Origin of the sequence: Streptomyces sp. NPDC021115 (assembly GCF_044333065.1) — a bacterium.
Lineage (GTDB): Bacteria > Actinomycetota > Actinomycetes > Streptomycetales > Streptomycetaceae > Streptomyces.
In genome coordinates this window covers 284081-308166 of record NZ_JBIRQF010000003.1, presented here as the reverse complement: position 1 = coordinate 308166, position 24086 = coordinate 284081, and the positions used below count along the sequence as shown (strand labels likewise).

Genomic DNA, 24086 nt, shown 5'->3' with positions numbered 1-24086 from the left:
GTTTCGGCTGGAGGAGTGAGGATGGCGGAGGTTCGCGGGGAGTTCATCCGTGCATTGCCCGGCGTCCTGGAGGAGCACGCGAGGCGGGCGGGGGACAGGACGGCGTTCCAGGATGCCCGGCGGGCGGTGACGTACGCGGCTCTGGAGGAACGGACCGGGCGGCTGGCGGGCCACCTGGCACGGCTCGGTGTGCGGCACGGCGACCGGGTGGCGCTCGCCTTGGGCAACCGCGTCGAGATGATGGAGAGCTACCTGGCGGTGCTGCGGGCGGGGGCGGTGGGGGTGCCGCTCGATCCGCGGGCCACGGACGCGGAACTGGCGTACTTCCTCGATGACAGCGGCGCGACCGCGATCGTCACCGAGGAGGCGCTGCTGCCGCGGATCGCCGGGCCCGCGGACGGACCGCCGCGGCCCACGGTCGTGGTGGCGGCCACGGACCGCTTACCCGGCGACGCCCCCGCGGAGGCGGTCCTGTTCGAGGCACTGGCCGGTACGGATCCGGGCGTCCCGCCCCGGGACGACCTCGGCCTGGACGACCCGGCGTGGATCCTCTACACCTCGGGCACCACCGGCGAGAGCAAGGGCGTGGTCTCCAGCCAGCGCGGCGCCCTGTGGTCGGTGGCGGCGGGCTACGTGCCGCGCTTCGGCCTCCAGGGGCAGGACCGGATGCTGTGGCCGCTGCCGCTGCACCACGCCCTGGCCCACTCGCTGTGCCTGCTGGGGGTGGTCTCGGTCGGAGCGAGCGCGTACCTCCTCGACCGGGGCGCGAGCGTCGCGCGGGCCCTCGCCGAACAGCCGTTCACCGTGCTGGCCGGAGTGCCCGCCACCTTCCACCTGCTGATGGACGCGGTACGGAAGGGCGTACGGCCGCTGCCCGGCCTGCGCCTGTGCGCCACCGGGGGCGCGCCGTGTCCCCCAGCGCTGCGGGCGGAGGCCGAGGAACTGCTGGGCGCGCCGCTGTTCGACGGCTACGGCTCCACCGAGGCCAGCGGGAAGATCACCGTCAACGGGTTCGGCAGGTTCCGCACCGACGACTCCAGCGGTCTGCCGCTGCCGGGCGTCGAGGTGCGGGTGGCCGATCCCGGGACCGGGGAGGGTGTCGCCGACGGCGACGAGGGCGAGCTGTGGGTCCGCGGCCCCAATCTGATGCTCGGTTACCACAACCGCCCGGACGCCACCGCCCGGGCCTTCCACGACGGCTGGTACCGCACCGGGGACCTCGGCCGCCGCCTGCCGCACTCCGGCATCCAGGTCACCGGCCGCCTCAAGGAACAGATCATCCGCGGCGGCCAGAACATCAACCCGCCCGAGGTGGAGCAGGTCCTGCTCGGCTGCCCGGACATCGCCGACGCGGCCGTCGTCGGCAGGCCGCACGACGTACTCGGCGAGGTGCCCATGGCCTTCGTCGTCCCCGGCCCCGGATCCGGCGGTGTCGACACGGGGCGGGCGCTGGCCGCCTGCCGGGAGCGGCTGTCGGCCTTCAAGGTGCCCGACGAGGTGTACGAGACCGGTTCGTTGCCCCGCACCTCGTCCGGCAAGATCATCCGAGGGGAGCTCGTACGACAGCTCGCCGAGCGCCTGACCGCGGCGCGCGAGTCCGCCTCGGCCGCACTGCGGACACGGCTGCTGCCCCTGCCTCCGTCCGGCAGGTACGACGCCGTGCTGCGCCTCGTCCTCGACGCCACGGCCCGGGTGTGCGACGTTCCCGCACCCGGCCCGGAGCCGGACCGTCCCTTCACCGTGCTCGGGCTCGCCTCCCTCGGGGGCATCCTGCTGCGGGACCGGCTCGGCGCGGCGACCGGTCTCGATCTGCCCGCGACCCTGGTGTTCGACCGTCCGACACCGGCCGATGTGGCGGATCATCTGCTCACCGCGCTGTTCGGCGGAGGTACGCCGCATCCGGCCGGGGGGCCGACGGTCGTGACGCCCCGCGCGTCCGCGGAGGAGCGCGAGGACCCGGTGGTCATCGTCTCCATGGCGTGCCGTTACCCCGGGGACGTGAACGCGCCGGAGGACCTGTGGCGGCTGGTCACCGAGGGGACGGACGCGACCTCGGACTTCCCCACCGACCGCGGCTGGGCGTCGGCGGGGCTCTTCGACCCCGATCCGGACCGGCTGGGCACCTCCGTCACCCGGCGGGGCGGCTTCCTGCACCGGGCGGCCGACTTCGACGCGGCCTTCTTCGGCATGTCCCCGCGCGAGGCCCTGGCCACCGACCCGCAACAGCGGCTGCTGCTGGAGACCGGCTGGGAGCTGCTGGAACGGGCCGGTATCGACCCGGCAGAGCTGCGCGGCGGCGACACCGGCGTGTTCGCCGGGATCATGCACGGTGACTACGGCGGCCGGTTCACCCACCGCGGGCCGCACGAGCTGGAGGCCCATCTCGCGCTGGGCTCGGCGGGCAGCGTGGCGTCCGGCCGCGTCGCCTACGCCCTGGGCCTGCGCGGACCCGCCGTGACGGTGGACACCGCCTGCTCCTCGTCGCTGGTGGCGATGCACTGGGCGGCGCGGGCGCTGCGGTCCGGGGAGTGTTCACTGGCCATGGCCGGAGGCGTCACCGTCATGGCGACTCCCGGCCCGTTCGTCGCGTTCAGCAGGCTGCGGGGCCTGGCGCCGGACGGCCGGTGCAAGCCGTTCTCCGCGGCCGCCGACGGCACGGGGTGGGGTGAAGGGGCCGGTCTTGTGCTGCTGGAACGGCTCTCCGACGCCCGCCGCAACGGCCATCCCGTACTGGCCGTCCTCCGCGGCTCCGCCGTCAACTCCGACGGTCCGTCCAACGGGCTGACCGCGCCCAGCGGCCCGGCCCAGGAGCAGGTGATCCTGGACGCCCTGGCGGACGCGGGGCTGTCCCCGGCCGACATCGACGGCGTCGAGGCCCATGGCACGGGTACCGCGCTCGGCGATCCCATCGAGGCCCGGGCGCTGATGGCCGCGTACGGGCCCGGCCGGACCGGCGAACGGGCGCTGTGGCTGGGCGCGCTGAAGTCGAACATCGGGCACAGCCAGGCCGCCGCCGGGGTCGCGGGGGTCATCAAGACCGTCCTGGCCATGCGCCACGGACGGCTGCCCCGCACCCTGCACACCGGCGAGCCGTCGCCCCAGGTGGACTGGTCGTCGGGCACCGTACGGCTGCTGAAGCGGGAGGAGGAGTGGCATCCGGCGCCCGGCAGCCCACGCCGTGCCGGGGTCTCGGCGTTCGGCATCAGCGGGACCAACGCGCACGTCATCGTGGAGGAGCCCGCCCCGGAGGACACGGCCCGGGCGGTGGTGGTCGGCGCTCCCGCCCGCAGGTCGTCGCCTCCGCTGCTGCTCTCCGCCGCCAGCGCGCAGGCACTGCGCGCGCAGGCCCGGCAGATCGCGGCGCACGTGCGCGCGCACCCGGGAGCGGACCTGGCCGACGTGGCGTTCTCCCTGGCCACCACGCGCGCCGCGCTCGCCCATCGGGTGGCGCTGCCCACCGCGGACCGTGCGGTGCTGCTGACCGCCCTGGACGCGCTTGCCACGGACGGGCCCGTCCCGACGCCGGTGTCCACCGGGCGGCTGGCTCTGCTGTTCAGCGGGCAGGGCTCCCAACGGCCCGGCATGGGACGGGAGTTGCACGCGGCCTTCCCCGTCTTCGCGCAGGCTTTCGACGCCCTGTGCGAGCGGTTCGACGACGTCGGCGGGCTGGAGCGTCCCCTGCGCGGCGTGCTGTGGGCCGAGCAGGGGACCGGGGACGCCGACCTGCTGGAGCGCACGGATTTCTCGCAGGCGGGCCTGTTCACGTTCGAGGTGGCGCTGTTCCGGCTGCTGGAGTCCTGGGGTGTGCGGCCGGACTTCCTGGCGGGGCACTCCGTCGGTGAACTGGCGGCCGCCCACACCTCGGGCACCCTGTCGGAGGCGGACGCCGTCGAGCTGGTCGGCGCCCGGGGGCGGCTCATGCGTCAACTGCCCGCAGGGGGCGCCATGGTGGCCCTGGACGCCTCCGAGGAGGAGGTGGCGGAAGAGCTCTCGGACCTTGCAGACAGCGTCGCCATCGCCGCCGTGAACGCTCCCCGGTCGGTCGTCATCTCCGGAGCGGATGCGCCCGTGTCCACCGTCGCGGCGCGGTTCGCCGCGCGCGGTCGCCGCGCCACGCGGCTCCGGGTCTCCCACGCCTTCCACTCCCCGCTGGTGGAACCGATGCTCGCCGCGTTCGGCCAGGTAGCCGCCCGGTTGACGTACCGGCCTCCGCGCATCCCCGTCGTACCGGCCCTCACCGGGCGACCGGCCGTAGGGGACGAACTGCGCTCCGCCGCCTACTGGGTACGGCACGCCCGTGAGGCGGTGCGCTTCGGTGACGTCGTGCACGGGCTGGCCCACGACGAGCGGGTGACCGCCTTCGTGGAGATCGGACCCGGCGCGCAGCTCACCGCGGCGGCCGTGGCGGGCCTGGCCGGAACGGGTGAAGAGCGGCTGTGCACGGCCACCGTACGGGCCGGTGCGCCGGAGCCCGAGACGGCTCTGGACGCGGTGGCCCGACTGCATGTGCGCGGGCTGCCGGTTGACTGGCGCCGGGTGTTCGCGGGCAGCGGTGCCCGGCGGGTGGACCTGCCGACGTACCCCTTCCAGCGGAAGCGCTACTGGCTGGCCGACACCGCCGGTCCGGTCCCCGCGGCGAACGGGCATCCGTTGCTGGACCGGATGACCACCGTGCCCGGCACCGAGCGTCTGCTGTGCACCGGTCAGCTGTCCCCGTCGGTCCAGCCGTGGCTGCTCGATCACGTCGTCGCGGGCCAAGTACTGCTGCCCGGTGCGGCGTTCGCCGAGCTGGTCGTCCACGCGGGCGACATGTGCGGAACGGAGGTGCTGGAAGACCTGGTGCTGCTGGCCCCGCTGGTCCTGTCCGGCCAGGGCGACCGGGTGCAGATCCAGGTGGTCCTCGACGAGCCGGACGCGTCCGGCCGCCGCTCCGCCGAGGTGTACTCCCGCCCAGCGGACTCCGGTGCGCTCGGCGCCTGGACCCACCACGCGACCGGGCGGCTAGGTCCTGTCCGGCGGATCTTCGTGGGTCAGGCCGCGGCGTCTGGCGCCGTGCATCGCAAGGCGGAGGAGCGTCCTCGTACTGGGCGTACTTGGACGACTCCGACAACGCAGCGAGGTGCGGTGCCAGGCGTCGCGGCCCCGCGAGGATCCGCCGGACAGGGCCTGGGTCCTGACAGCGGGTCCGGTGGGCCCGCCCGCGACGCCGCCGCGTGGCCGCCCCCGGACGCCGTGCCCGTGGACCTCACCGGCGCCTACCGGCGGCTGGCGGACGGCGGTTACGGCTACGGCCCGGCGTTCCAGGGCGTGACGGCCGTGTGGCGGCGGGACGAGGAGCTGTTCGCCGAGGTGCGGCTGGAGGAACCGGTGGGGGCGGACGCCCGGCGGTACGGTATCCATCCCGCGCTGCTGGACGCCGCCCTGCACGCCCGGCTGCTCGCCGCGCCGCCCGAGGGCGGCGGCGCCCGACTGCCCTTCGCCTGGCGCGGCATGACCCTGTTCGCCGCGGGTGCCACGGCCGTGCGGGTACGGATCCGCGCCACCGGCGAGGACACGGCCGCCGTCGACGTCGCCGACCATACGGGCCAACCGGTGCTCCGGATCGATTCGCTCACCACACGGCCGCTCCGGGAAGCCGGGAAGGCGGCGGCCGGAACCCTGTACCGCACCCGGTGGACGGATGTCCCGGCCACCGCCGGACCGGACGCACCCGCGCCGGTCATGGCGGCGCCCGACGATCTGGCCCTGGGCGCGGTCCTTCCCGTCGGTGGCGGGGGCCCGGTCGTCGTCTCCCTCGCCACCCCGTCCCCGTCCTCCTCCGGGGGGCCGGTCGCGGACGCCCACGCCCTGACCTCCCGCGCCCTGGACCTGCTGCGGACCAGGCTGTCCGCCCCCGGACCGCACTTGGTCGTGGTGACGCGGGACGCCACCTCCCCGACACCGGACCTGGCCGCCGCCACGGCATGGGGTCTGCTGCGCACCGCCCAGTCGGAGTTTCCCGGCCGCCTCACCGTTGTGGACGTGGACGAGCGGCCGGAGTCGCTGCGCCTGCTGCCCACCGCCATCGCCACGGGCGAACCCCAGCTCGCCGTCCGGGAAGGCACCGTACGCGTCCCCCGGCTCGCCGCCGCCCCGGCGCCCGCGGACGCGGCGCCGCTGCGCGGCACCGTGCTGATCACCGGCGGCACCGGGGCGCTCGGCGGGCTGCTGGCCCGGCACCTGGCCACCCGTCACCAGGTCGGCCGTCTGGTGCTCCTCAGCCGCCGTGGCCCGGCGGCGCCGGGCGCGCGGCGGCTGAGGGCCGCGCTGGAGGAGGCGGGGGTCCAGGTGGATGTGATCGCGTGTGACGCCGCCGACCGCGACCGGCTCGCGACCGTGGTGGAGAAGTACGCACCGGGGCTGACCGCGGTCGTCCACACCGCCGGAGTGCTGGACGACGGCGTACTGGAGGCACAGACGCCGAAGCGGCTCGCGGCCGTGTTCCGTCCCAAGGCGGAAGCGGCCTGGCATCTCCACGAGCTGACGCGGGATCTGCCGCTGTCGCACTTCGTGCTGTTCTCCTCGGCGGCCGGCCTGCTGGGCAACCCCGGCCAGGGCAACTACGCCGCCGCGAATGCCTTCCTGGACGGGCTCGCACTCCACCGCGCCACTCTCGGACTGCCCGCGCTCTCCCTCCTCTGGGGACCCTGGGCGGATGCGGAAGGCGAGGGGGACGGCGGAATGGCGGCCCGCACCGCCCGGGCCGGGGACGGCCCGGTCCGCCCGGTCGCGGCCGAACAGGGCCTCGCGATGTTCGACACCGCGCTGGGCATGGGCGAAGCGGTGCTGGCTCCGCTGCCGCTGGCCCCCGCCCGGGCCGCCGGCACCTCCGGGCCGCCGGTCCCGCCGCCGCTCCGCGGGCTGATCCGCACCCCCCGCCCCGCCGCCCGGTCCGTGGCCGACGGCACGAACTCCGCCGAGGCGGCACCCGTGGCCGATTGGCGCGCCCAGCTGACCTCGCTGCCCGGGGCCGACCGGGCGTCCGCCCTGCTGGCGCTGGTCCGCGGGGAGGCCGCCCAGGTTCTCGGCCACCCGGACGCGACCGCCGTTGACCCCGGCGCCGACTTCGGCCAGTTGGGCTTCGACTCCCTCACCGGTGTCCTGCTGCGCAACCGGCTGAGTACGCTCACCGGTCTGTCACTGCCCGCGACGGTGACCTTCGACCGGCCCAGCGCCGCGGAACTGGCCGACCACCTGCTCGCGGAGCTGGGCCCCGCGCTGCCCGGAGAACCGGGAGCCACCGAACCGGCACCGCATGCGCCGACGGCCCGCCCGCCGCAGGGTCTCGCCTCTCTCTACCGGCGGGTGTGCCGGACCGGGGACGTGGTCCCGGCGATGCACCTGCTGATGAACGCCTCGCTCGCCCTGCCCGTCTTCGACCGTGCCGACCTCGCCCGGCACACGCTCGCGCCACTGCGGCTGGCCAGCCGTGACGAACGTACCGAACAGGCCGTCCTGGTCTGCTTCCCGGGCTTCTCCCCCAGCCCCGGCGGGCCCTGGTACCGGACCCTGGCCGACTGCTTCGGCGGCGAGCGGGACGTCCTGGAGATCCAGCACCCCGGCGTCGTCCACGGGGACGCCGTCCCGCGTGACTGGGAAACCCTGGTGGACCTGCACGCCGCCACCGTCACGGAGCACGTCGGAGACCGCCCGCACGTCCTGCTGGGCTACTCGATGGGCGGTTACCCCGCGCACTCGGTGGCGGCCCGGCTGGCGTCGGCCGGGACACCGCCGTCAGGTCTCGTCGTCGTGGACACCTACCACGTCACCCCGGACCGCGAGGACGAACCCTGGCTGCTGGCCATGCCCGCACGCGCCCCCCTGGAGATGGGAGAACGGTTCGACCTGGCCGTGGACGACATGTCGATGGCCGCGCTCGGGGCCTACACCCGCATGGCCCGTGGCTGGCGCCCCGGGCCGACGGGTGTCCCCACCCTGCTGGTCCGCGCCACGGAGCCGGTGCCCGAGATGCGGACCCACGGCGGGCGGGAGGCACACGGCGACGCGTGGCGTACGTCCTGGCTGGAGCCGTACGACACCGTGGACGTGCCCGGCGACCACTGGAGCATGACCGAGACCCACGCGCGGACGACGGCCGAGGCCATCCGCGCGTGGGTCACCGCACTCGGTACCGGCCCCCGTACGGGGTGCCGGGATCAGACCACCGGGGCGGGGTAGGTCGGGTACTCCACGCCGGACACGTGCTGGACGACGCGGATGACCTGGCAGGAGTAGCCGAACTCGTTGTCGTACCAGAGGTAGAGGATCGCGTTGTCACCCTCGACCTTGGTGGCACCGGCGTCGATGATCGAGGCGTGGCGCGAGCCGATGAAGTCGTTCGACACCGCGTCGGGGGCGCTGATGAAGTCGATCTGGCGCTTGAGCGGCGAGGTCAGCGACACATCGCGGAGGTGGTCCAGGACCTCCTCGCGGGTGGTCTCGCGCGCGAGCTGGAGGTTGAGGATCGCGATCGAGACGTTCGGCACCGGGACCCGGATCGAGCTGCCGGTGATCTTCGCCTTGAGGTCGGGCAGCGCCTTGGCTACGGCGGAGGCGGCACCGGTCTCGGTGATGACCATGTTGAGCGGCGCGGAGCGGCCACGGCGCTCGGACTTGTGGTAGTTGTCCAGCAGGTTCTGGTCGTTGGTGAACGAGTGGACGGTCTCCACGTGGCCGCGCAGCACCCCGTACTCGTCCTCCATCGCCTTCAGCGGCGGGACGATGGCGTTGGTGGTGCAGGACGCGCAGGACAGGATCTGCTCGTCCGGCTTGAGGGTGTCGTGGTTGACGCCGTGGACGATGTTGGGGACGTCGCCCTTGCCCGGCGCGGTCAGGACGACCTTGTCGATGCCGGGCCGGAGGTGCTTGGACAGGCCCTCGCGGTCACGCCACTTGCCGGTGTTGTCAATGAGGATGGCGTTCTTGATGCCGTGCGCCGAGTAGTCGACCGACGTCGGGTCGTCGGCGTAGATCACCTTGATCTCGTTGCCATTGGCGACGATCTTGCTGTTCGCCTCGTCGACGGTGATCGTGCCCTGGAACTGGCCGTGGATCGAGTCGCGGCGCAGCAGCGAGGCGCGCTTGACGAGGTCGTCGGCGGCCTGGCCGCCGCTTCCGCGGACGACGATGGCGCGCAGCCGCAGACCGTTGCCGGAACCGGCCTTCTCGATGAGGAGACGGGCCACGAGCCGACCGATGCGCCCGAAGCCGTAGAGGACGACGTCACGCCCCTCGCGGCGCTCGATCTTGTTGGCGCCCGTGGCACCGGCCACGGCCTCGGCGGTGAACTCCTCCACCGACAGACCGTGGTCGTCGGCCTTGTACGTGGCGGCGAGCATGCCGATGTCGATCTGGGACGGACCGAGATCGAGCGTGGTCAGGGCCTGGAGGAACGGCAGCGTCTCGGTGACCGAGAGTTCGTCGCCGGCGATCTGCCGGGCGAAGCGGTGGGTCTTGAGGATGCTGACCACCGACTTGTTCACCAGGGAGCGGCTGTGCAGCAGAACGTTGACGTCCCGCTCACGGTGCAGCTTCCCGATGATCGGGATCATCGACTCCGCGATCTCCTCGCGGGTGTTCCAGTTGGTGAACGAGTCCTCGTTGGCAGTCACAAGTTCATCTTTCGAGCTAGGCGGTGCTCAGATGGTAACCCGCCTGCACCTTTGATCAGTCACGAGGTGCCGCCGGGCTCGCGGCGACGCCTCGTGACGGGTCCGGTCCTGGGGGAGTTCTAGCCGTGCTCGGCCGGCATGCCCGCACACGTCCGACAGGGACAGTGCGGACAGCCCACGGAGTGCAGGAAGCGCGGCGGACCGGCGGTGGACCCGCAGATCAGACAGGTCAGCTCGCCGTCGTCGGCCACCACCTCCTCGTATGCCACCGGGACCATCCGGTCGTCCGCGCCGATCCGCTTGTGCGGCGCGCCGACGGCGAGGATCACATGGTCGGTGATCGCGCCGACCGCGTGAGGGATGCCACCTTCGATGAGCAGGGTCTGGCCGGCGTGGGTCTCGTAGATCCGGCCGCCGTAGGTCATGGTGCCGATACCGGCCACGATGGTCAGGATGTGGTGGCCGGGGTGGGTGTGCGGGACGAATCCGGCGCCCGCGGGCAGCCGGATCAGATCCGCGCCGATGTCATCGTTGGTCACCAGTTCGCGCCCGCTGGCCGACGAGGTGCCGTGCACCGGCACCGGCAGCGGGGCGTGCTCCACATGCAGCCCGGTGTGCTCGGGGCTCAGGGTCTTCTTGGCCCACGTGGCGATCTTCAGCGCGGGTTCGGTGTCCTGGTTCCGCATGTCACTCCCTCGGTATCCCAAACGACGCCGCCCAGGTCATGGCGGCCGGATCGCAGCACGGAGAAGCCCACCGTGGCAGGGTGGCCGGTGCGCGGCTGTCGCGCCCAGGCCCAGCGGTCGGCGCGGGCGGTCCCGTGGTCGTCCACGAGACAGCGCCACAGGTAGTCGAGCGCCCAGGGCACACCGCCGGTGACCGGGTCGGCGGCGGCAGCAGGGGCATGGGGCAGCAGCCGCAGCCCGCCGTCCCCGGACTCCCACCACGCGCCGAACTGGGGCATATCGCCCTCAATGCCTTCGATGGCGCAGATCTCGGCAGCGAGTGCGGCGTGCTCGGAAAGAGGCCACTGGGACCGCAGACACGCGCGCCACCGCGCCTTCTCGGCCTCCGGCAGGGGCTCCCACATGCCGTGTGCGCGCATGTGTTCGCGGAGGAAGTCGAAGGCCGCGAAGACGGGCTCCTCGCCGGTGGGGACCGGCTCGTACACGCCGTACGGCGCGATCGCGCGCAGCGCGCGGTGCAGGTCGCCCTCGGGCAGGTCCGGCGAGGGCGCGGGGCCGGTGCCGAGCAGGGTCCGGGCGGTGACGGCGGCGTAGCGCAGCAGCCGTTCGTACCGCACCGCGGAGATCCGCCGCACGGCCAGGGCGCGGCCCATCGCGGTGCGCTGGGGTTTGCCGGTGGCGGTGGCGAGGAAGCCGCCCCAGCGGACGGCGGCGGGGCGTACGGCGGCCCGCTCGCACACGGTGTGCACCGCGTCGAGCGTGGCGGCGGGAGGCCCGTCGGCGACGAGGCCGACCTCGTGGCCGAGCGCGGCCGCGGTCACGGGGACGGCGGCGAACCGGCCGCGCAGGCCCGCGGCGTGCCAGGTGCGCTCCACGTCCAGCGGGTAGTGCTTCTCGCCGCCGCGGTCGATGCGCTCCTTGTCGCGGCCCCTGAGGACGAGCAGTCCGTCGCGCAGCTCGCCGAGGTCGCCGGTGCGCAGCCAGCCGCCGGGGGCGAAGGCCCGGGCGGTGGCGGCCGGGTCGCGCCAATAGCCGTTCATCATGTCCGGTGTTCTGATCCACACCTCGCCGGATTCGAGCCGCACCTCGGTGTCCGGCAGCGGCAGTCCGACCGGCGGGAAGCGGTCGAGGTACTGCGTCGTGAAGTCCTCGCCGGTCAGCTCGGGCATGGTGAAGCTGAAGTTCATCGCTTCGGTGAGCCCGTACCCCTGGCGGAGCCGGGGCCCGTAGCGCTCGTGGAAGCGCCGGGCGAGGTCGCCGGTGAGCGGGGCGGCCGCGGTGATCAGGTAGTCCAGCCCGTCCGGCCACGCTGGTGCGGCCTCCACCAGCTCCGTGAGCAGGGCGGGGACGATCGAGGCGGTGCGGGCGCCGCCCGCCGCCAGCTCGCGCAGATAGCGCTCGGGGTCGAAGACGGTGTGCAGGATCAGCGGGGTGTGCGTGATGTGGGCGCCGATGAGCGACATCACGAGCGCGTTGCAGTGGTACAGCGGCAGACAGGTGCCGTGCGGGCGGTCGGGGGCGAAGCGGTGCAGCCGCGCCGTCTTGGCGGCGTTGCCGAGGACGGCGCGGCGGCTGAGCATCACGCCCTTGGGGGTGCCGGTGGACCCGGAGGTGAACATGATGAACGCCAGGTCCGCCGCATCGGGATCGGGCTCGGCGGGCGCTCCGGGGAGGATCCGCAGCCCGATCGGGTGGGTGCGGTCGGCGGGGGTGTCGATGACGGCGGAGGCGTCCACGCGCCGTATGGCGGCGGCCAGTTCGGCGTCGGAGGTGCGCGGATGCTGCGGTACGGCGACGAGCCGCAGATCGAAGCAGGTGAGGAGGGCCGCGGCCAGTGGCTCGCCGTGCGGAAGCCGGATCACGACGCGGGCGCCCTCGGCAAGGGCCTCCAGGCCGAGCAGCTCAGCGCGGTGGCGTTGTGCCAGCTCTGCCGTGTCCAGCGGGGCGCGGTGCGCCACGGAAATCATGGGTTCTCCGTCCCTAGGGCGGTGCGGTCGTGGCGGCGCAGTTCTTCGGCGAGGATGCGGCCGAAGGCGCCGATGTGCTGGTGCTGCATGATGCGCTCGTGGTCGCTGTCCACTTCGTGGAGCGTGAGCGCGCCGGATACGAGGGGGCGCCACGCCTTCTCCAGCGCCGGGCGGTTTCCGGCCCCGGCCACATGGACGGCATCGCCGTCGAGGGCGGTGGGCCGGTGGCCACGCAGGAGCCGGGCGTTGTTCTTCGACACCGCGACGATGCGGTCGATGTCGTCCTCGGTGAGGGTCGCGAGCGCGCTGCCCTCGGTGCGCAGCAGGGCGGTGACGGTGGCGAAGTCCAGGCCACCGGGCGGGAAATGGCGTTCGTCGTGTCCCGCTGCGGTCACCAGGATGCGGTGGATGCGCTCCTCGTCGATGTGTTCGCCGTCGCCGTCAGTGTCACCGTCGCCGTCGTCTGCGGGCGGCAGGGTGTCGACGACGCACAGCAGCCCCGGTTCGACGCCCAGTTTCCGTAGGCGTACGGCCATGGCGTGGGCGACGAGTCCGCCGAAGGACCAGCCCACCAGGTGGTACGGGCCGTGCGGGCGTACGGAGCGCAGCTCGTCCACGTACCGCTCGGCCATCTCCTCGACGCTGGAGGGCAGTTCGCCGAGTCCGCCGGGGCCCTCGCCGCGCAGGGCGTAGAGCGGATGGGCGCGGTCGACGTGGTGCAGCAGCCCCGCGTACAGCCAGCCGATGCCACTGAGAGGGTGCACACAGAAGACGGGTGCCGCGTCGCCGGTGGCGCGGTACGCGATGAGGTGGCCCCGGGCGGTGGGGGTGCCGTCGTCGAGGCGTGCTGCGAGCGTGGCGGGGGTGGCCGCCTCGAACAGGTCGCGGATGGTGGGTCGCAGGCCGAGTACGTCGCGGATGCGGGTGGCGAGCCGGGTGGCGCTCAGCGAGTGGCCGCCCAGCGCGAAGAAGCTGTCCGTGGCGCCGACCCGGGGCACGCCCAGCACCTCGGCGAACAGGCGGCACAGCGTCTCCTCCCGCAGCGTGCCCGGCGCCCGGCCACCGGTGCCGCTCCCCCAGTCCGGCTCGGGCAGCGCGCGCCGGTCCACCTTGCCGTTGCGGGTCAGCGGGAGGTGGTCGAGGGGGTGGAGGCGGGCCGGGAGCATATAGCCGGGCAGCCGTGCGGCCAGGTGGTCGCGTACGGAGTCCAGGTCGGCCCCGGCCGTGTCGTCGGTGACGACGTAGCCGACCAGGCGGCGGTCGTCGGGGCCCGGCTCCCACACCGCCGCGGCGGCGGCCCGCACCTGGGGATGCGCGGCCAACGCGGCCTCGATCTCGCCCAGTTCGATGCGGTGGCCGCGCAGCTTGATCTGGTCGTCGTCGCGGCCGTGGAAGCGCAGGCTGCCGTCGGCCCGCCACGAGGCCAGGTCGCCGGTGCGGTACATGAGGGTTCCGGGCGGGCCGAAGGGGTCGGCGACGAACCGCCCCGCGGTGAGCGACGGGCGGTGCAGATAGCCGTGGGCCACACCCGCGCCCGCCAGGTACAGATCGCCGATGGCGCCGGGCGGCACGGGCCGCAGCCGGGGGCCCAGGACGTATGCGCGGGTGTTGGCGACGGGCCGTCCCAGGGGCACGCCGGGCTCCTGGGGGCCGCCGACGGGGTGGCAGGCGGACCAGACGGTGGTCTCGGTGGGGCCGTAGTAGGCGAACAGTCGGCAGCCGAGGCCGGTGAGCGTTTCGGCGAGCGGGCCGGGGACGGCCTCACCGCCGATCACCGCGCGCATGCCGCGCAGCACGTCCGGCCGCCGGTCGGCCAGGGTCTGCCAGCGCGAGGGGGTGGCCTGCATGACGGTGACGCGGTGGCGGGCCAGGAGGGCGAGCAGGGTGTCCGGGTCGCGGAGGGCCACGGTGTCGGCGACCACCGTGGCGGCGCCGGTCACCGGGCCGAGGAACAGCTCCGGCACCGACATGTCGAAGTTGGCGGGGGCGGCGGCCAGGATGCGGTCGCCCTCGTGGACACCGAGGCGGTGGCGCATGGTGGCCAGCAGGTTGGTCAGCGCCGAGTGCGGGACGACGACGGCCTTGGGGTGGCCGGTGGATCCCGAGGTGTGGATGGCGTACGCGGCGTCATCGGGCACCAGGGCCGGGCCGGATGGCGTGGCCGGTCCGGCGCTGATCGTCACGGGTTCGCGGCCGTTGTCCGGGGCGCGCAGGACCAGGGCGGGGCGGGCGTCGGCGAGCAGCGCGGCGATCCGGTCGGGCGGCAGGCCCGGGTCGAACGGCAGATAGGCGGCCCCGGTGGACATCACGGCCAGGCACGCCGTGATGAGGCCGGTGTCGCGCGGCAGTCCGACGGCGACCAGTCGGCCGGGGCCCGCGCCACGCTCCCGTAGCGTCCCGGCCAGGTCGGCGACCCGTTCGGCGAGCTGCCGGAAGTCCACCGTCTCGGTGGCCCCGATCACGGCGGGCGCGTGCGGGGTGCGGCGGGCCCGGTCCGTGAACATCTCGGCCACACCCGCCCCGGCCACCTCGTGTGCCGTGTCGTTCCAGGTGGTGAGGGTCCGTCGCTCCTCGTCCTCCGTGAGCAGCGGCAGGTCCGCGACGGCTCGGCCGGGGTCGGCCACGGCGGCGCGGAGCAGCCGGGTCAGCCGCTCGTTCAGCGCGTCCGCCGTAGGCCGGGTGAACAGGTCGGCGTTGTACTCCAGCACCCCGGACACGCCCGCGGGCGCGCCGGTCCCGTCGTCCTCCTGCCGCAGGCTCCACAGCAGGTCGAGGCGGGCCCGGTCGCCGTGCACCGGCACGGGCCGCGCGGTGATCCCGGGCAGGTCGACGTCGGCGGGAGGCGTGTCCTGGAAGGCCAGCATCACCTGGAAGACGGGGTGGTGCGCGGTGGACCGCGGCGGGTTGAGGATTTCCACCAGCGCCTCGAACGGCAGCTCCTGATGGTCGAGGCCGTCCAGGTCGGCCGTGCGCACCCGGCGCAGCAGTTCGGCGAAGGACGGGTTTCCCGACAGGTCGGTGCGCAGCACCACCGTGTTGACGAAGCAGCCGACGGTGTCGTGGAGCGCCGCGTCATGGCGGCCCGCGACCGGTGTGCCGACGGGGATGTCCTCGCCCGCACCGAGCCCGGACAGCAGGGCGGCGATCGCGGCGTGCAGCACCATGAACACGCTCGCCCCGTGGGCGTGGGCCAGATCGGTGACGTCCCGGTGCAGTGCGGCGTCCAGGGTCACCGGCACGGTGCCGCCGCGGTGCGAGAGGGCGGGCGGGCGCGGATGGTCGGCGGGCAGGGGCAGCACCTGCGGAATGCCGCTCAGGGTGCGGGTCCAGTACGCGACGTCGTCCTCGGTGGGCAGCTCCCGCTGCCAGACGGTGAAGTCCGCGTACTGCGCGGGCAGCGGCTCCCACCGTGGCGCGGTGCCGGTGGCCCTCGCCCGGTAGGCGGCCGAGAGGTCCCGGGTGAGCGGGGCCAGCGACCAGCCGTCGGCCGCGATGTGGTGGAGCAGCAGCATCAGGACGTGGCGGTCGGGGCCGAGCGCGTACAGCGTGGCCCGCAGGGGCGGTTCGGTGGCCAGGTCGAAGGGGCGGGCGGCGTCGGTGGCGAGCCGCCCGGCCAGGCCCGCCCCGTCCACCCCGCCCGCCTCGACCGTCTCGAAGGGCGGCGTGGCGGGGGTGGTCGGGCGCTGCCAGGGCTCGCCGTCGTGGACGTCCACCACGGTGCGCAGGCTCTCGTGGCGCGTCATCACGTCCAGGAGCGCGGCGCGCAGCGCCTCGGTGTCGAGCGGTCCGTCGAGCGTCACGGCGAACGGCATGTGGTACGTCGGGCCGGCGTCCTCGAACTGGTGGAGGAACCACAGGCGGGCCTGGGCGAACGACAGCGGTACGCGGTCCGGGCGCGGTCCGGGGCGCAGCGGCGCGCGGACGGCCGAGCGCGAAGGGGTGACGCGCGGGGCGAGCGCGGCGACTGTGGGCGCGTCGAACAGCGTGCGGATGCCGAGGTCAACACCGAGGCCCGCGCGGATCTTGTTGATGAGCTGGGTGGCCAGCAGGGAGTGGCCGCCGAGGTCGAAGAAGCCGTCGTCCACGCCGACTTCGGGCACACCGAGTGTGTCGGCGAAGGCGCGGCACAGGAACCGCTCCAGGTCGGTGGCGGGCGCCCGCCCGTCCCCGGCCCGCAGGCCCTCGGTCGGTGCGGGCAGTGCCTGCCGGTCGAGTTTGCCGTTGCGGGTCAGCGGAAGCCGGGCGAGCGGCACCACGAAGCCGGGCACCATGTATCCGGGCAGGTGGGCGGCCATGTGGCGGCGCAGCGCCGCGGGGTCGAGACGGGTGTCGGGGGTGGCGGGCACGGCGTACGCCACGAGCCGGTCCTGGGCGCTCTGGGCGAGGACGGTGGCCTGTACGACATCGGGGTGGCGCTCCAGGACGGCCTCGATCTCGCCCGGTTCGATCCGGAAACCACGGATCTTCACCTGGTGGTCGCTGCGGCCCAGGTACTCCAGTGTGCCGTCCGGCCACCGGCGCGCCAGGTCGCCCGAGCGGTACATCCGGGCGCCGGGCGGGCCGGACGGGTCGGCCACGAAGCGGGTCGCGGTCAGCGCCGGGCGGCCGAGGTAGCCGCGGGCCACGCCGGGGCCGGAGAGGCAGATCTCGCCGGGGCAGCCGGGTGGTACGGGCCGCAGCGCGTGGTCGAGCAGATGGAGGCGCAGGTCGGCGAGGGGTTCACCGATGGCGCTGCGGGTGTCGGCGGGGTCGGTCAGCTCGGCGTAGGTGGAGTGCACGGTGGTCTCGGTGATGCCGTACATGTTCACGAGCCGGGGGCGCGTGGTGGCGGGGCCGGTGGGATACCAGTCGCGGATCCGCCGTGGGTCCAGCGCCTCCCCGGCGAACACCACGACGCGCAGCGCGTGCCGCGGTGGCCCGTGGCCCTCCCGCTCCATGTCGGCCGCCGCTTGGGCGAGTTGGTAGAACGCCGACGGCGTCTGGCACAGCGCGGTCACCCGCTCGCGGACGAGTAGCCGCCACATCTCGCGCGGCGACCGGCTGACCGTATGCGGCACGACGACGAGCCGTCCGCCACGGCCGAGGGCCGTCCACAGCTCCCATACGGACACGTCGAAGGCGTACGAGTGGAACAGGGCGTGCACATCGTCAGGGCCGAAGCCGAAGCGCTCGTCGGTGGTGTCCAGGAGCCGTACGACGTTGTCGTGCGTGACCACGACGCCCTTGGGGGTGCCGGTCGAGCCGGAGGTGTGTATCACGTACGCGGTGGTGTGCGGGTCGGTGCTCCGGCCGAGGTCACCGGCCGGGCCCTCGGCCAGGGCGGCGGCCACCTCCGGGGCGTCCAGCAGCAACCGGTCCTGGCCGGGCGGCAGCATGGCCGCGGTGTCGGCCGTCGCCACGGCCAGTGGCGGTGCCGCCTCGTCGAGCACATGGCGGACCCGTTCGGGCGGGGTGGCCGGGTCAAGCGGCAGATAGCCCGCACCGGACTTGAGCACGGCGAGTACCGCCGTGACCAGGTCGGCACCGCGTCGCAGGGCGAGCGCCACGAGCCCGCCGGGGCCCGCGCCACGGGCCATGAGCAGCCGCGCGAGGCGGTTCGCCCGTTCGTTCACCTGCCGGTAGGTGGCGGTGTGTTCGCCGTCGGTCAGCGCGGGGGCGTCCGGTCGCCGCGCCACCTGCGCCTCGAAGAGCGCGGGCAGTGTGGGGCGGGCCGGTGCCGGATCGGCGGCGGGGAGCCGGGGGGTGTGCTCGTCCGGCAGCAGCAGGCCGATGTCGGCGAGCCGGGCACCGGGCGCGTCGGCGATACGGCGCAGCAGCACGCCGAACCGGTCGAGCAGCCGCCGGGCGGCGTCCGCGTCCAGGACGGCGGTGTGGTGGTCGAGCTGGAGCCGCAGCTGTGCCCCGTCCCCGGGCAGGGCGGCGAGCGTCAGCGGGTAGTGGGTACTGTCCAGCACCCGCAGCCCGGTGATCTCGATACCGGGCGCCACGTCCCGCAGGGTGGCGGCGTCGAGGGGATAGTTCTCGAACACGACCAGGGTGTCGAACAGTTCGCCGTATCCGGCGAGGCGCTGGAGCCGGGTGAGGTCGGCGTGCTGGTGCTCGACGACGGCGAGCTGCTGGTCCCGCAGCGCGCGGAGGGTCTCCTCGACGGTGCGGGAGGGGTCGAGGCGGACCCGTACCGGGATGGTGTTGATCAGCAGCCCGACGATGTTCTCCACACCGGGCAGCTCGGGCGGGCGGCCGGACACCGTGGTGCCGAACACGACGTCGTCCCGGCCGGTGTGCGCGCCCAGCAGCATCGCCCAGCCCAGCTGGACGAGCGTGCTGACGGTCAGCCCGTGTGCCCGGGCCGCCCGGCGCAGCGCGCCCGCCGCGTCGGCGTCCAGCTCGGCGTGGACCCGCTCATGCCCCGTGGTGTCCCGTCCCCCGGCGATCAGGGTGGGCCCGTCCAGCCCGGACAGCACCCCGCGCCACGCGGCCTCGTCGGCCTCGGTGTCGCGGGCGCCGAGCCAGTCCAGGAAGGTGCGGTACGGGGTGACGGCCGGTGGCGTCCCGCCCGCGTACAGGGTGAACAGCTCCCGTACGGCGATCGGCCAGGACCAGCCGTCCAGCAGGATGTGGTGGGCCGTCAGCACGAATACGTGGCGGTGTGGGTCGTCGGTCCGCAGCAGGGTCGCGCGCAGCGCCGGTGGCCGGGCGAGGTCGAACCGCACCCCCCGGTCCCGTTCGAGGAAGTCCGCCTCCTCCAGGGCCGACGCCACGTGTTCCTCCTGCCACGGGACGTCGACCTGCTCGGACCACACCTGCACGGGCCGCCCGTCGCCATCCGGGCTGAACCCGGCGGCCAGGTTCGGATGCCGCCGCAGCAGCGCACCGACCGCCGCACGCAGCGCGGTGGCGTCGAGCGGGCCGGTGAGTTCGAAGACGAACTGGACGAGATACGGATCGGCGCCGCTGCCGCCGCTCTGGCCGTGCTCGTACTGGGAGTGGAACAACAGCCCCTGAGCGAGTGGCGGTACGGGCAAGCCCGTGGCGGCCGCCGAAGCCGGTTCGCCCTCGGCGGCCACCGGGGCGTGCTCGGGTGCCCAGTTCGCCAGGGCCGTCAGGTGGGCGAACCAACGGTCGGCCAAGGAAGCCATCCGCGCCTCGTCCAGCCGCTTTCCGGCCCAGGACCACATCGCGGTGAGCCGCGGGCCCTCCGGGTGGTCGGCCAGCACCGTGTCGAGTTCGATGGCATGGGCCAACGCCAGGTCGCGCGGGGCGCTGGACGCGAGGACGGTGTCCCGGGGGCTCCAGTCGCGCTCGTCGTCCGCGTCGAAGCGGCCGAGGTAGTTGAAGGCGATCGGCGGCGGGGCGGAGGCGGCCAGACAGCCCGTGGTCCGCGGGTTGAGGTGGCGCAGCAGGCCGTGGCCGAGGCCATGGGCCGGGATGGCGCGCAGCGCGGTGCGGACCCGGTCCACGGCGCGGTCCCACGGCGTGGTCGCGTCACCGGCGTCGAGCAGCGCCGGGTAGATGGTGGTGAACCAGCCCACCGTGCGGGACAGTTCGAGGCCGTCGGCGAACTCCTCCCGGCCGTGGCCCTCCACCTCAAGACCGACGGCCGACTCCCCGCTCCCCCGCCACTCCGCGACGGCCCGGACGAAGGCGGTCAGCAGCAGGTCGTTCAGCGAGGCGCCGAACGCGGCGGGGGCCCGCTCCGTCAGGGCCGCGGTGACGGTGGCCGGGAGGGTGCGGATGTGCCGCCGCCGGGTGGCCTCGGTGTCCCGCGCCGGGTCGAGCCGCAGCGCGCCCCCGAGGCGGCCCACCGCGTCGGCGATCCGGTCCCAGTACGGGAGTTCTGCGAGGACCGAGGCGTCCCGCGCGTGCACCGCGAGCGCCCGGCTCCACGTCGCGAAGGACGTGCCGACCGGTGGCGGGGCCGGGGCCCGGCCGACCCGCACCGCCTGCCAGGCGTCCCGCAGGTCGTCGAGGAGCACCCGCCACGACACCCCGTCGACGGCGAGGTGATGTACGGCGAGGACGAGGGTGCCGGGCCGGTCCGGACCTGCGTCGAACCACTCCGCGTGCACGATCCGCCCCGCCGTGGGGTCCAGCCGCTCCCGGGCCCGCGCGGCGCGCTCCCGTACGGCGGACCGCAGCGCGTCCCCGTCCAGCCGGGCCGCGTCGTGCCGGACCAGGCCCAGCCGCCCACGGGGTCCGGTGCGCGGCTCCCAGGATGAGCCCCGCACCGACAGCCGGAGCCGCAGCATGGCGTGGCGTTCGAGCAGCGCTTCGAGGAGGGTGCGCAGCCTCGGTGTGTCCAGTCCGGCGGGGGTGCGCAGGGTCATGGACTGCGCGAATCCGGCGACGGAGCCACCGCGTTCGCGCAGCCAGTGCATCACCGGGGTCGGCTCCACGGTCGGGTCGGCATCGGCCTCGGTGTCGCCGGTCGGGGCGGACCGGTCGGCCAGGGTGGCGGCCAAGTCGGCTACCGAGGGGAGGCGGAAGACATCCTGCGAGGTGAGCGGGAGTCCGGCCCGCCGGGCGCGGCTGACCAGGTGGATGGCCAGGATGCTGTCGCCGCCCAGGCTGAAGAAGCCGGTGTCCAGGGGGATGTCCTGCTCGCCCAGCACCTCCCGGAACAGCGCGCTCAGCGTCTCCTCGGCGGGTGTGCGGGGCGTCCGGTCCGTGAGCGCCGACCGCTGGGCGGACGGCGCGGGCAGCGCGGCGCGGTCGAGCTTGCCGTTGCGGGTGAGGGGAAGCAGTTCCACGGGGACGATCGCAGACGGCACCATGAACGCCGGGAGGTGTTCGGTGGCGTGGTGTTCCAGCTCGGCCCCGTCGACCTCGCTCGTGACGACGTACGACACGAGCCTGCGCTCACCGGGCCGGTCCTCACGCAGCACGGTGGCGGCCCGCGTCACTGCGGGGTGGCGGCACAGCGCGGCGTCGATCTCGCCGGGTTCGATCCGGTAGCCGCGCAACTTGACCTGGCTGTCGGCGCGGCCCACGAAGTCGAGGGTGCGGTCCGGGTTCCAGCGGGCGAGGTCTCCGGTGCGGTACATCCGGGCGCCGGGCGGGCCGGACGGGCAGGCCACGAACCGCTCCGCGGTCCGGCGCCGCGCGCCGAGGTAGCCACGGGCGAGCCCGGTGCCGGAGAGGTAGACCTCGCCGGTGACGCCGGGCGGGACGGGACGCAGCGCGTCGTCCAGCAGGTGCACACCGGTGCCGTCGAGCGGGCCGCCGATGGGCACCGAAGCGAGGTGTCCGGGAAGGTGGTCCACCGGGTGACGGGTGGCGAAGACGGTGGTCTCGGTGGGCCCGTAGCCGTTGACGACGGCGGGGGCCCGGCGCGCCGCGCGGACCCGCCGCACGGCCTCGGGCGCGACCACGTCGCCGCCGGTCCACACCTGGCGGACACCGGCGAGGCAGTCGGGGTCCTCCTCGGCCAGCGCCGCGAACAGCCCGGCCGTCAGCCACAGTCCGGTGACCCCGTGCGCGGCGATGGCGTCGCGCAGCACACCGAGATCGGTCCGCCCCGGCGGGGCGACCACGATCTCGCCGCCGGTGAGCAGCGGCACCCACAGCTCCAGGGTGAGCGCGTCGAAGGCGTGCGGGGAGTGCAGCAGCACCCGCTCGGCGCCGCCCTCGCGCCACCAGCGGTCGGCGGCGAGCCGTACGAGGTTGGCGTGGGTGATCGCGACGCCCTTCGGATCGCCGGTCGAGCCCGAGGTGTACATCACGCAGGCGAGCTGCTCGGGGTGCACGGTCGCCGGAGGGTGATGCGTCGCTGAAGGGTGATACGACGGGTCGGACGGCTCGTCGCCGAGGACGACGACGCGGTGTCCCCGGTCGCGGAACCATCCGGCGATCTCGTCGTCCCGGGTCGTGGCGTCGGTGAGCAGGAACCGCGCCCCGGCCCCGGCGGCGATGGCGGCCAGGCGGCTGGTGGCATCCGCGCGGTGCAGCGGCAGATACGCGGCGCCCGCCTTGACCACGCCCAGCACGGCGACGACGAGTTCGGGCGAGCGCTCGACGAGGAGGCCCACCGGCGTTTCGGCGGTGACGCCCGCCGCGGTGAGCCGGGCCGCGAGGGCGGTCGCGCGGGCGTCGAGCTGCCGGTAGGTGAGCCGCTCGCCGGTCGCGGCCGAGCACACGGCGAACGCCTCGGGCGTGGCGGCCACCTGGGCCTGGAACCGCGCGAGCGCGGTACGCGCCCCTCCGTCGTACGACTGCGGCTGCCTGCTCCCCGCCGCCCCGATGCGGTCGCGCTCGGCGGCCGAGGTGACGGCGTAACGCGCCACGGGCGTCCGGCCCGGGCGGGTGGCGGCCTGGCGCAGCACGCGCAGGAAGCGGTCGCTCGCGTCGCGCAGCAGCTCCGGGGAGTGGTTGGCCGGGTTGGCGTCGGCGTCGAGGGTGAGCGGGCCGTCGCCACGGTCGTACGCCACCAGGGACAGATCCTCCGAGGGCGGCGCCTGGACGTTGTGCACGGTGGCGGTGGCGGACCCGAAGCGCAGACCGTAGGCGAAGCGCTGGATGTTGAGGACGGGCCCGAAGAAGCGCCGCCCGTCCTGGGGGTATCCGAGGTCGCGGCGCAGCTGTTCGCCCCGGTAGCGCTGATGCCGCTGGACGCGGGCGATCGCCTCGTCGGCCCGGGCCGCCAGCTCGGCGAAGGGCGCGGCGGGGTCGGCGTAGAGCCGCAGCGGCAGCACATTGGCGGCCATGCCGGGCACGCGTCGGCTCTGCTCGCTGACCCGTCCGGTGACCGGCAGGCTGAGGACGACGTCGCGGCTGCCGGTCATCGCGTGGACGAAGACGGCGGTCGCCGCGATGACGAGCCGCGACCAGCGCTGCCCCATGTGCTCCGCGGCCGACCGCAGTTGGGCGAACTCCGCTTCCGGCAGGGTGCTGGTGACCCGCAGCGAGGCGGCCGGGACGGGGGCCGGGCGCGGGGCCAGGCTGAGGAATCCCGGATGGCCCTCCATCTGGCCGAGCCACCACCGCCGGTCGGCCTCCCACTGCGGTGAGCCCTGGTACGCCCGCTCCTCTTCGAGGACGGCTCGGAGGGGGCTCCAACCGGTTTCCGGTATCGGACCGCCGTCGATCAGACCGCCGTAGAGGTCCGCGACGCGGCGCGAGAAGAGCGTCATGCCGAAGCCGTCGAGGACGATGTGGTGCACCCGTGTGAACAGCAGATGCCGGTCGTCGCCGACGCGCAGGACCGCGCCGTCGAACAGGTCGCCCTCGGCGAGGTCGACGGGCCGGGACAGCTCCTCGCGCATCCAGGCGAGGGCGCTCGCGTACGGATCGGGCTCGTGCCGCAGGTCGCGCACCGGGAAGGGGACGGGACCCGGGGCCGCCACGCGCTGCACCGGCCGCCCGTCCGGCGCCTCGGTGAAGCGGACATGGAGGGCTTCGGTCTCGCGCACGGCCTGCCGGACGGCGGCCACGAGGACACCGGTGTCGAGGGCACCGGTGATGTCGGTGTACTCGCCCCAGAGATACGGCGAGGACAGGTCGGGCCGGGACCGCTCGGCCAGCCAGACGCCTGACTGCGCCTCGGAAAGGGGGAGTTCGGGGCCGGTTTCGTCCAGGGCCATGAGGTTCCCGCCCGGTCGCCGTGCGACGACCTCAACGTAGAAGTGGCTTCACAGGGCGATTTGCATCAGTCGTCGGGCTGTTCGGGCACGGGACCGCGGGGCGGTGGTCCGATCTTGTCCGGTCGCCGGAAGACTAACAGTCGAGTAAAGTCATCGCAAAGGGATGGCAATGGAGAGGATCATCACTCCACGCCGCCGGAGGGC

General features: G+C 74.3%; 5 protein-coding genes. 1 reads left to right on the top strand and 4 read right to left on the bottom strand.

Annotated elements, in window-relative coordinates; translation table 11 throughout:
* Positions 1-21: 21 nt before the first annotated feature.
* Complete coding sequence (locus ACH4TL_RS11490; protein ID WP_398330998.1) at positions 22-8217, top strand: type I polyketide synthase; 8196 nt, start codon at positions 22-24, stop codon at positions 8215-8217.
* On the opposite strand, the gene ACH4TL_RS11485 is transcribed toward ACH4TL_RS11490, so the two are convergent.
* The 4 genes from ACH4TL_RS11485 to ACH4TL_RS11470 all read right to left on the bottom strand — a co-directional run bounded on the left by ACH4TL_RS11485 (position 8196) and on the right by ACH4TL_RS11470 (position 23882).
* Positions 8196-9650, bottom strand: coding sequence for a glyceraldehyde-3-phosphate dehydrogenase (locus ACH4TL_RS11485; RefSeq protein WP_398331001.1), 1455 nt, complete (start codon positions 9648-9650; stop codon positions 8196-8198). The two genes, ACH4TL_RS11490 and ACH4TL_RS11485, sit on opposite strands and share 22 nt — an antisense overlap.
* Before the next feature lie 119 nt (positions 9651-9769).
* Complete coding sequence (locus ACH4TL_RS11480; RefSeq protein ID WP_398331004.1) at positions 9770-10336, bottom strand: cupin domain-containing protein; 567 nt, start codon at positions 10334-10336, stop codon at positions 9770-9772.
* The gene (locus ACH4TL_RS11475) at positions 10306-12303 is read right to left on the bottom strand and encodes a class I adenylate-forming enzyme family protein (protein WP_398331007.1); all 1998 of its coding nucleotides are present in this window, start codon (positions 12301-12303) and stop codon (positions 10306-10308) included. Before ACH4TL_RS11475 ends, ACH4TL_RS11480 begins: the two co-directional genes overlap by 31 nt.
* Positions 12300-23882 (bottom strand): amino acid adenylation domain-containing protein, encoded by an 11583-nt coding sequence (locus ACH4TL_RS11470; RefSeq protein ID WP_398331010.1) that lies wholly within the window; start codon positions 23880-23882, stop codon positions 12300-12302. Before ACH4TL_RS11470 ends, ACH4TL_RS11475 begins: the two co-directional genes overlap by 4 nt.
* Positions 23883-24086: the final 204 nt, after the last annotated feature.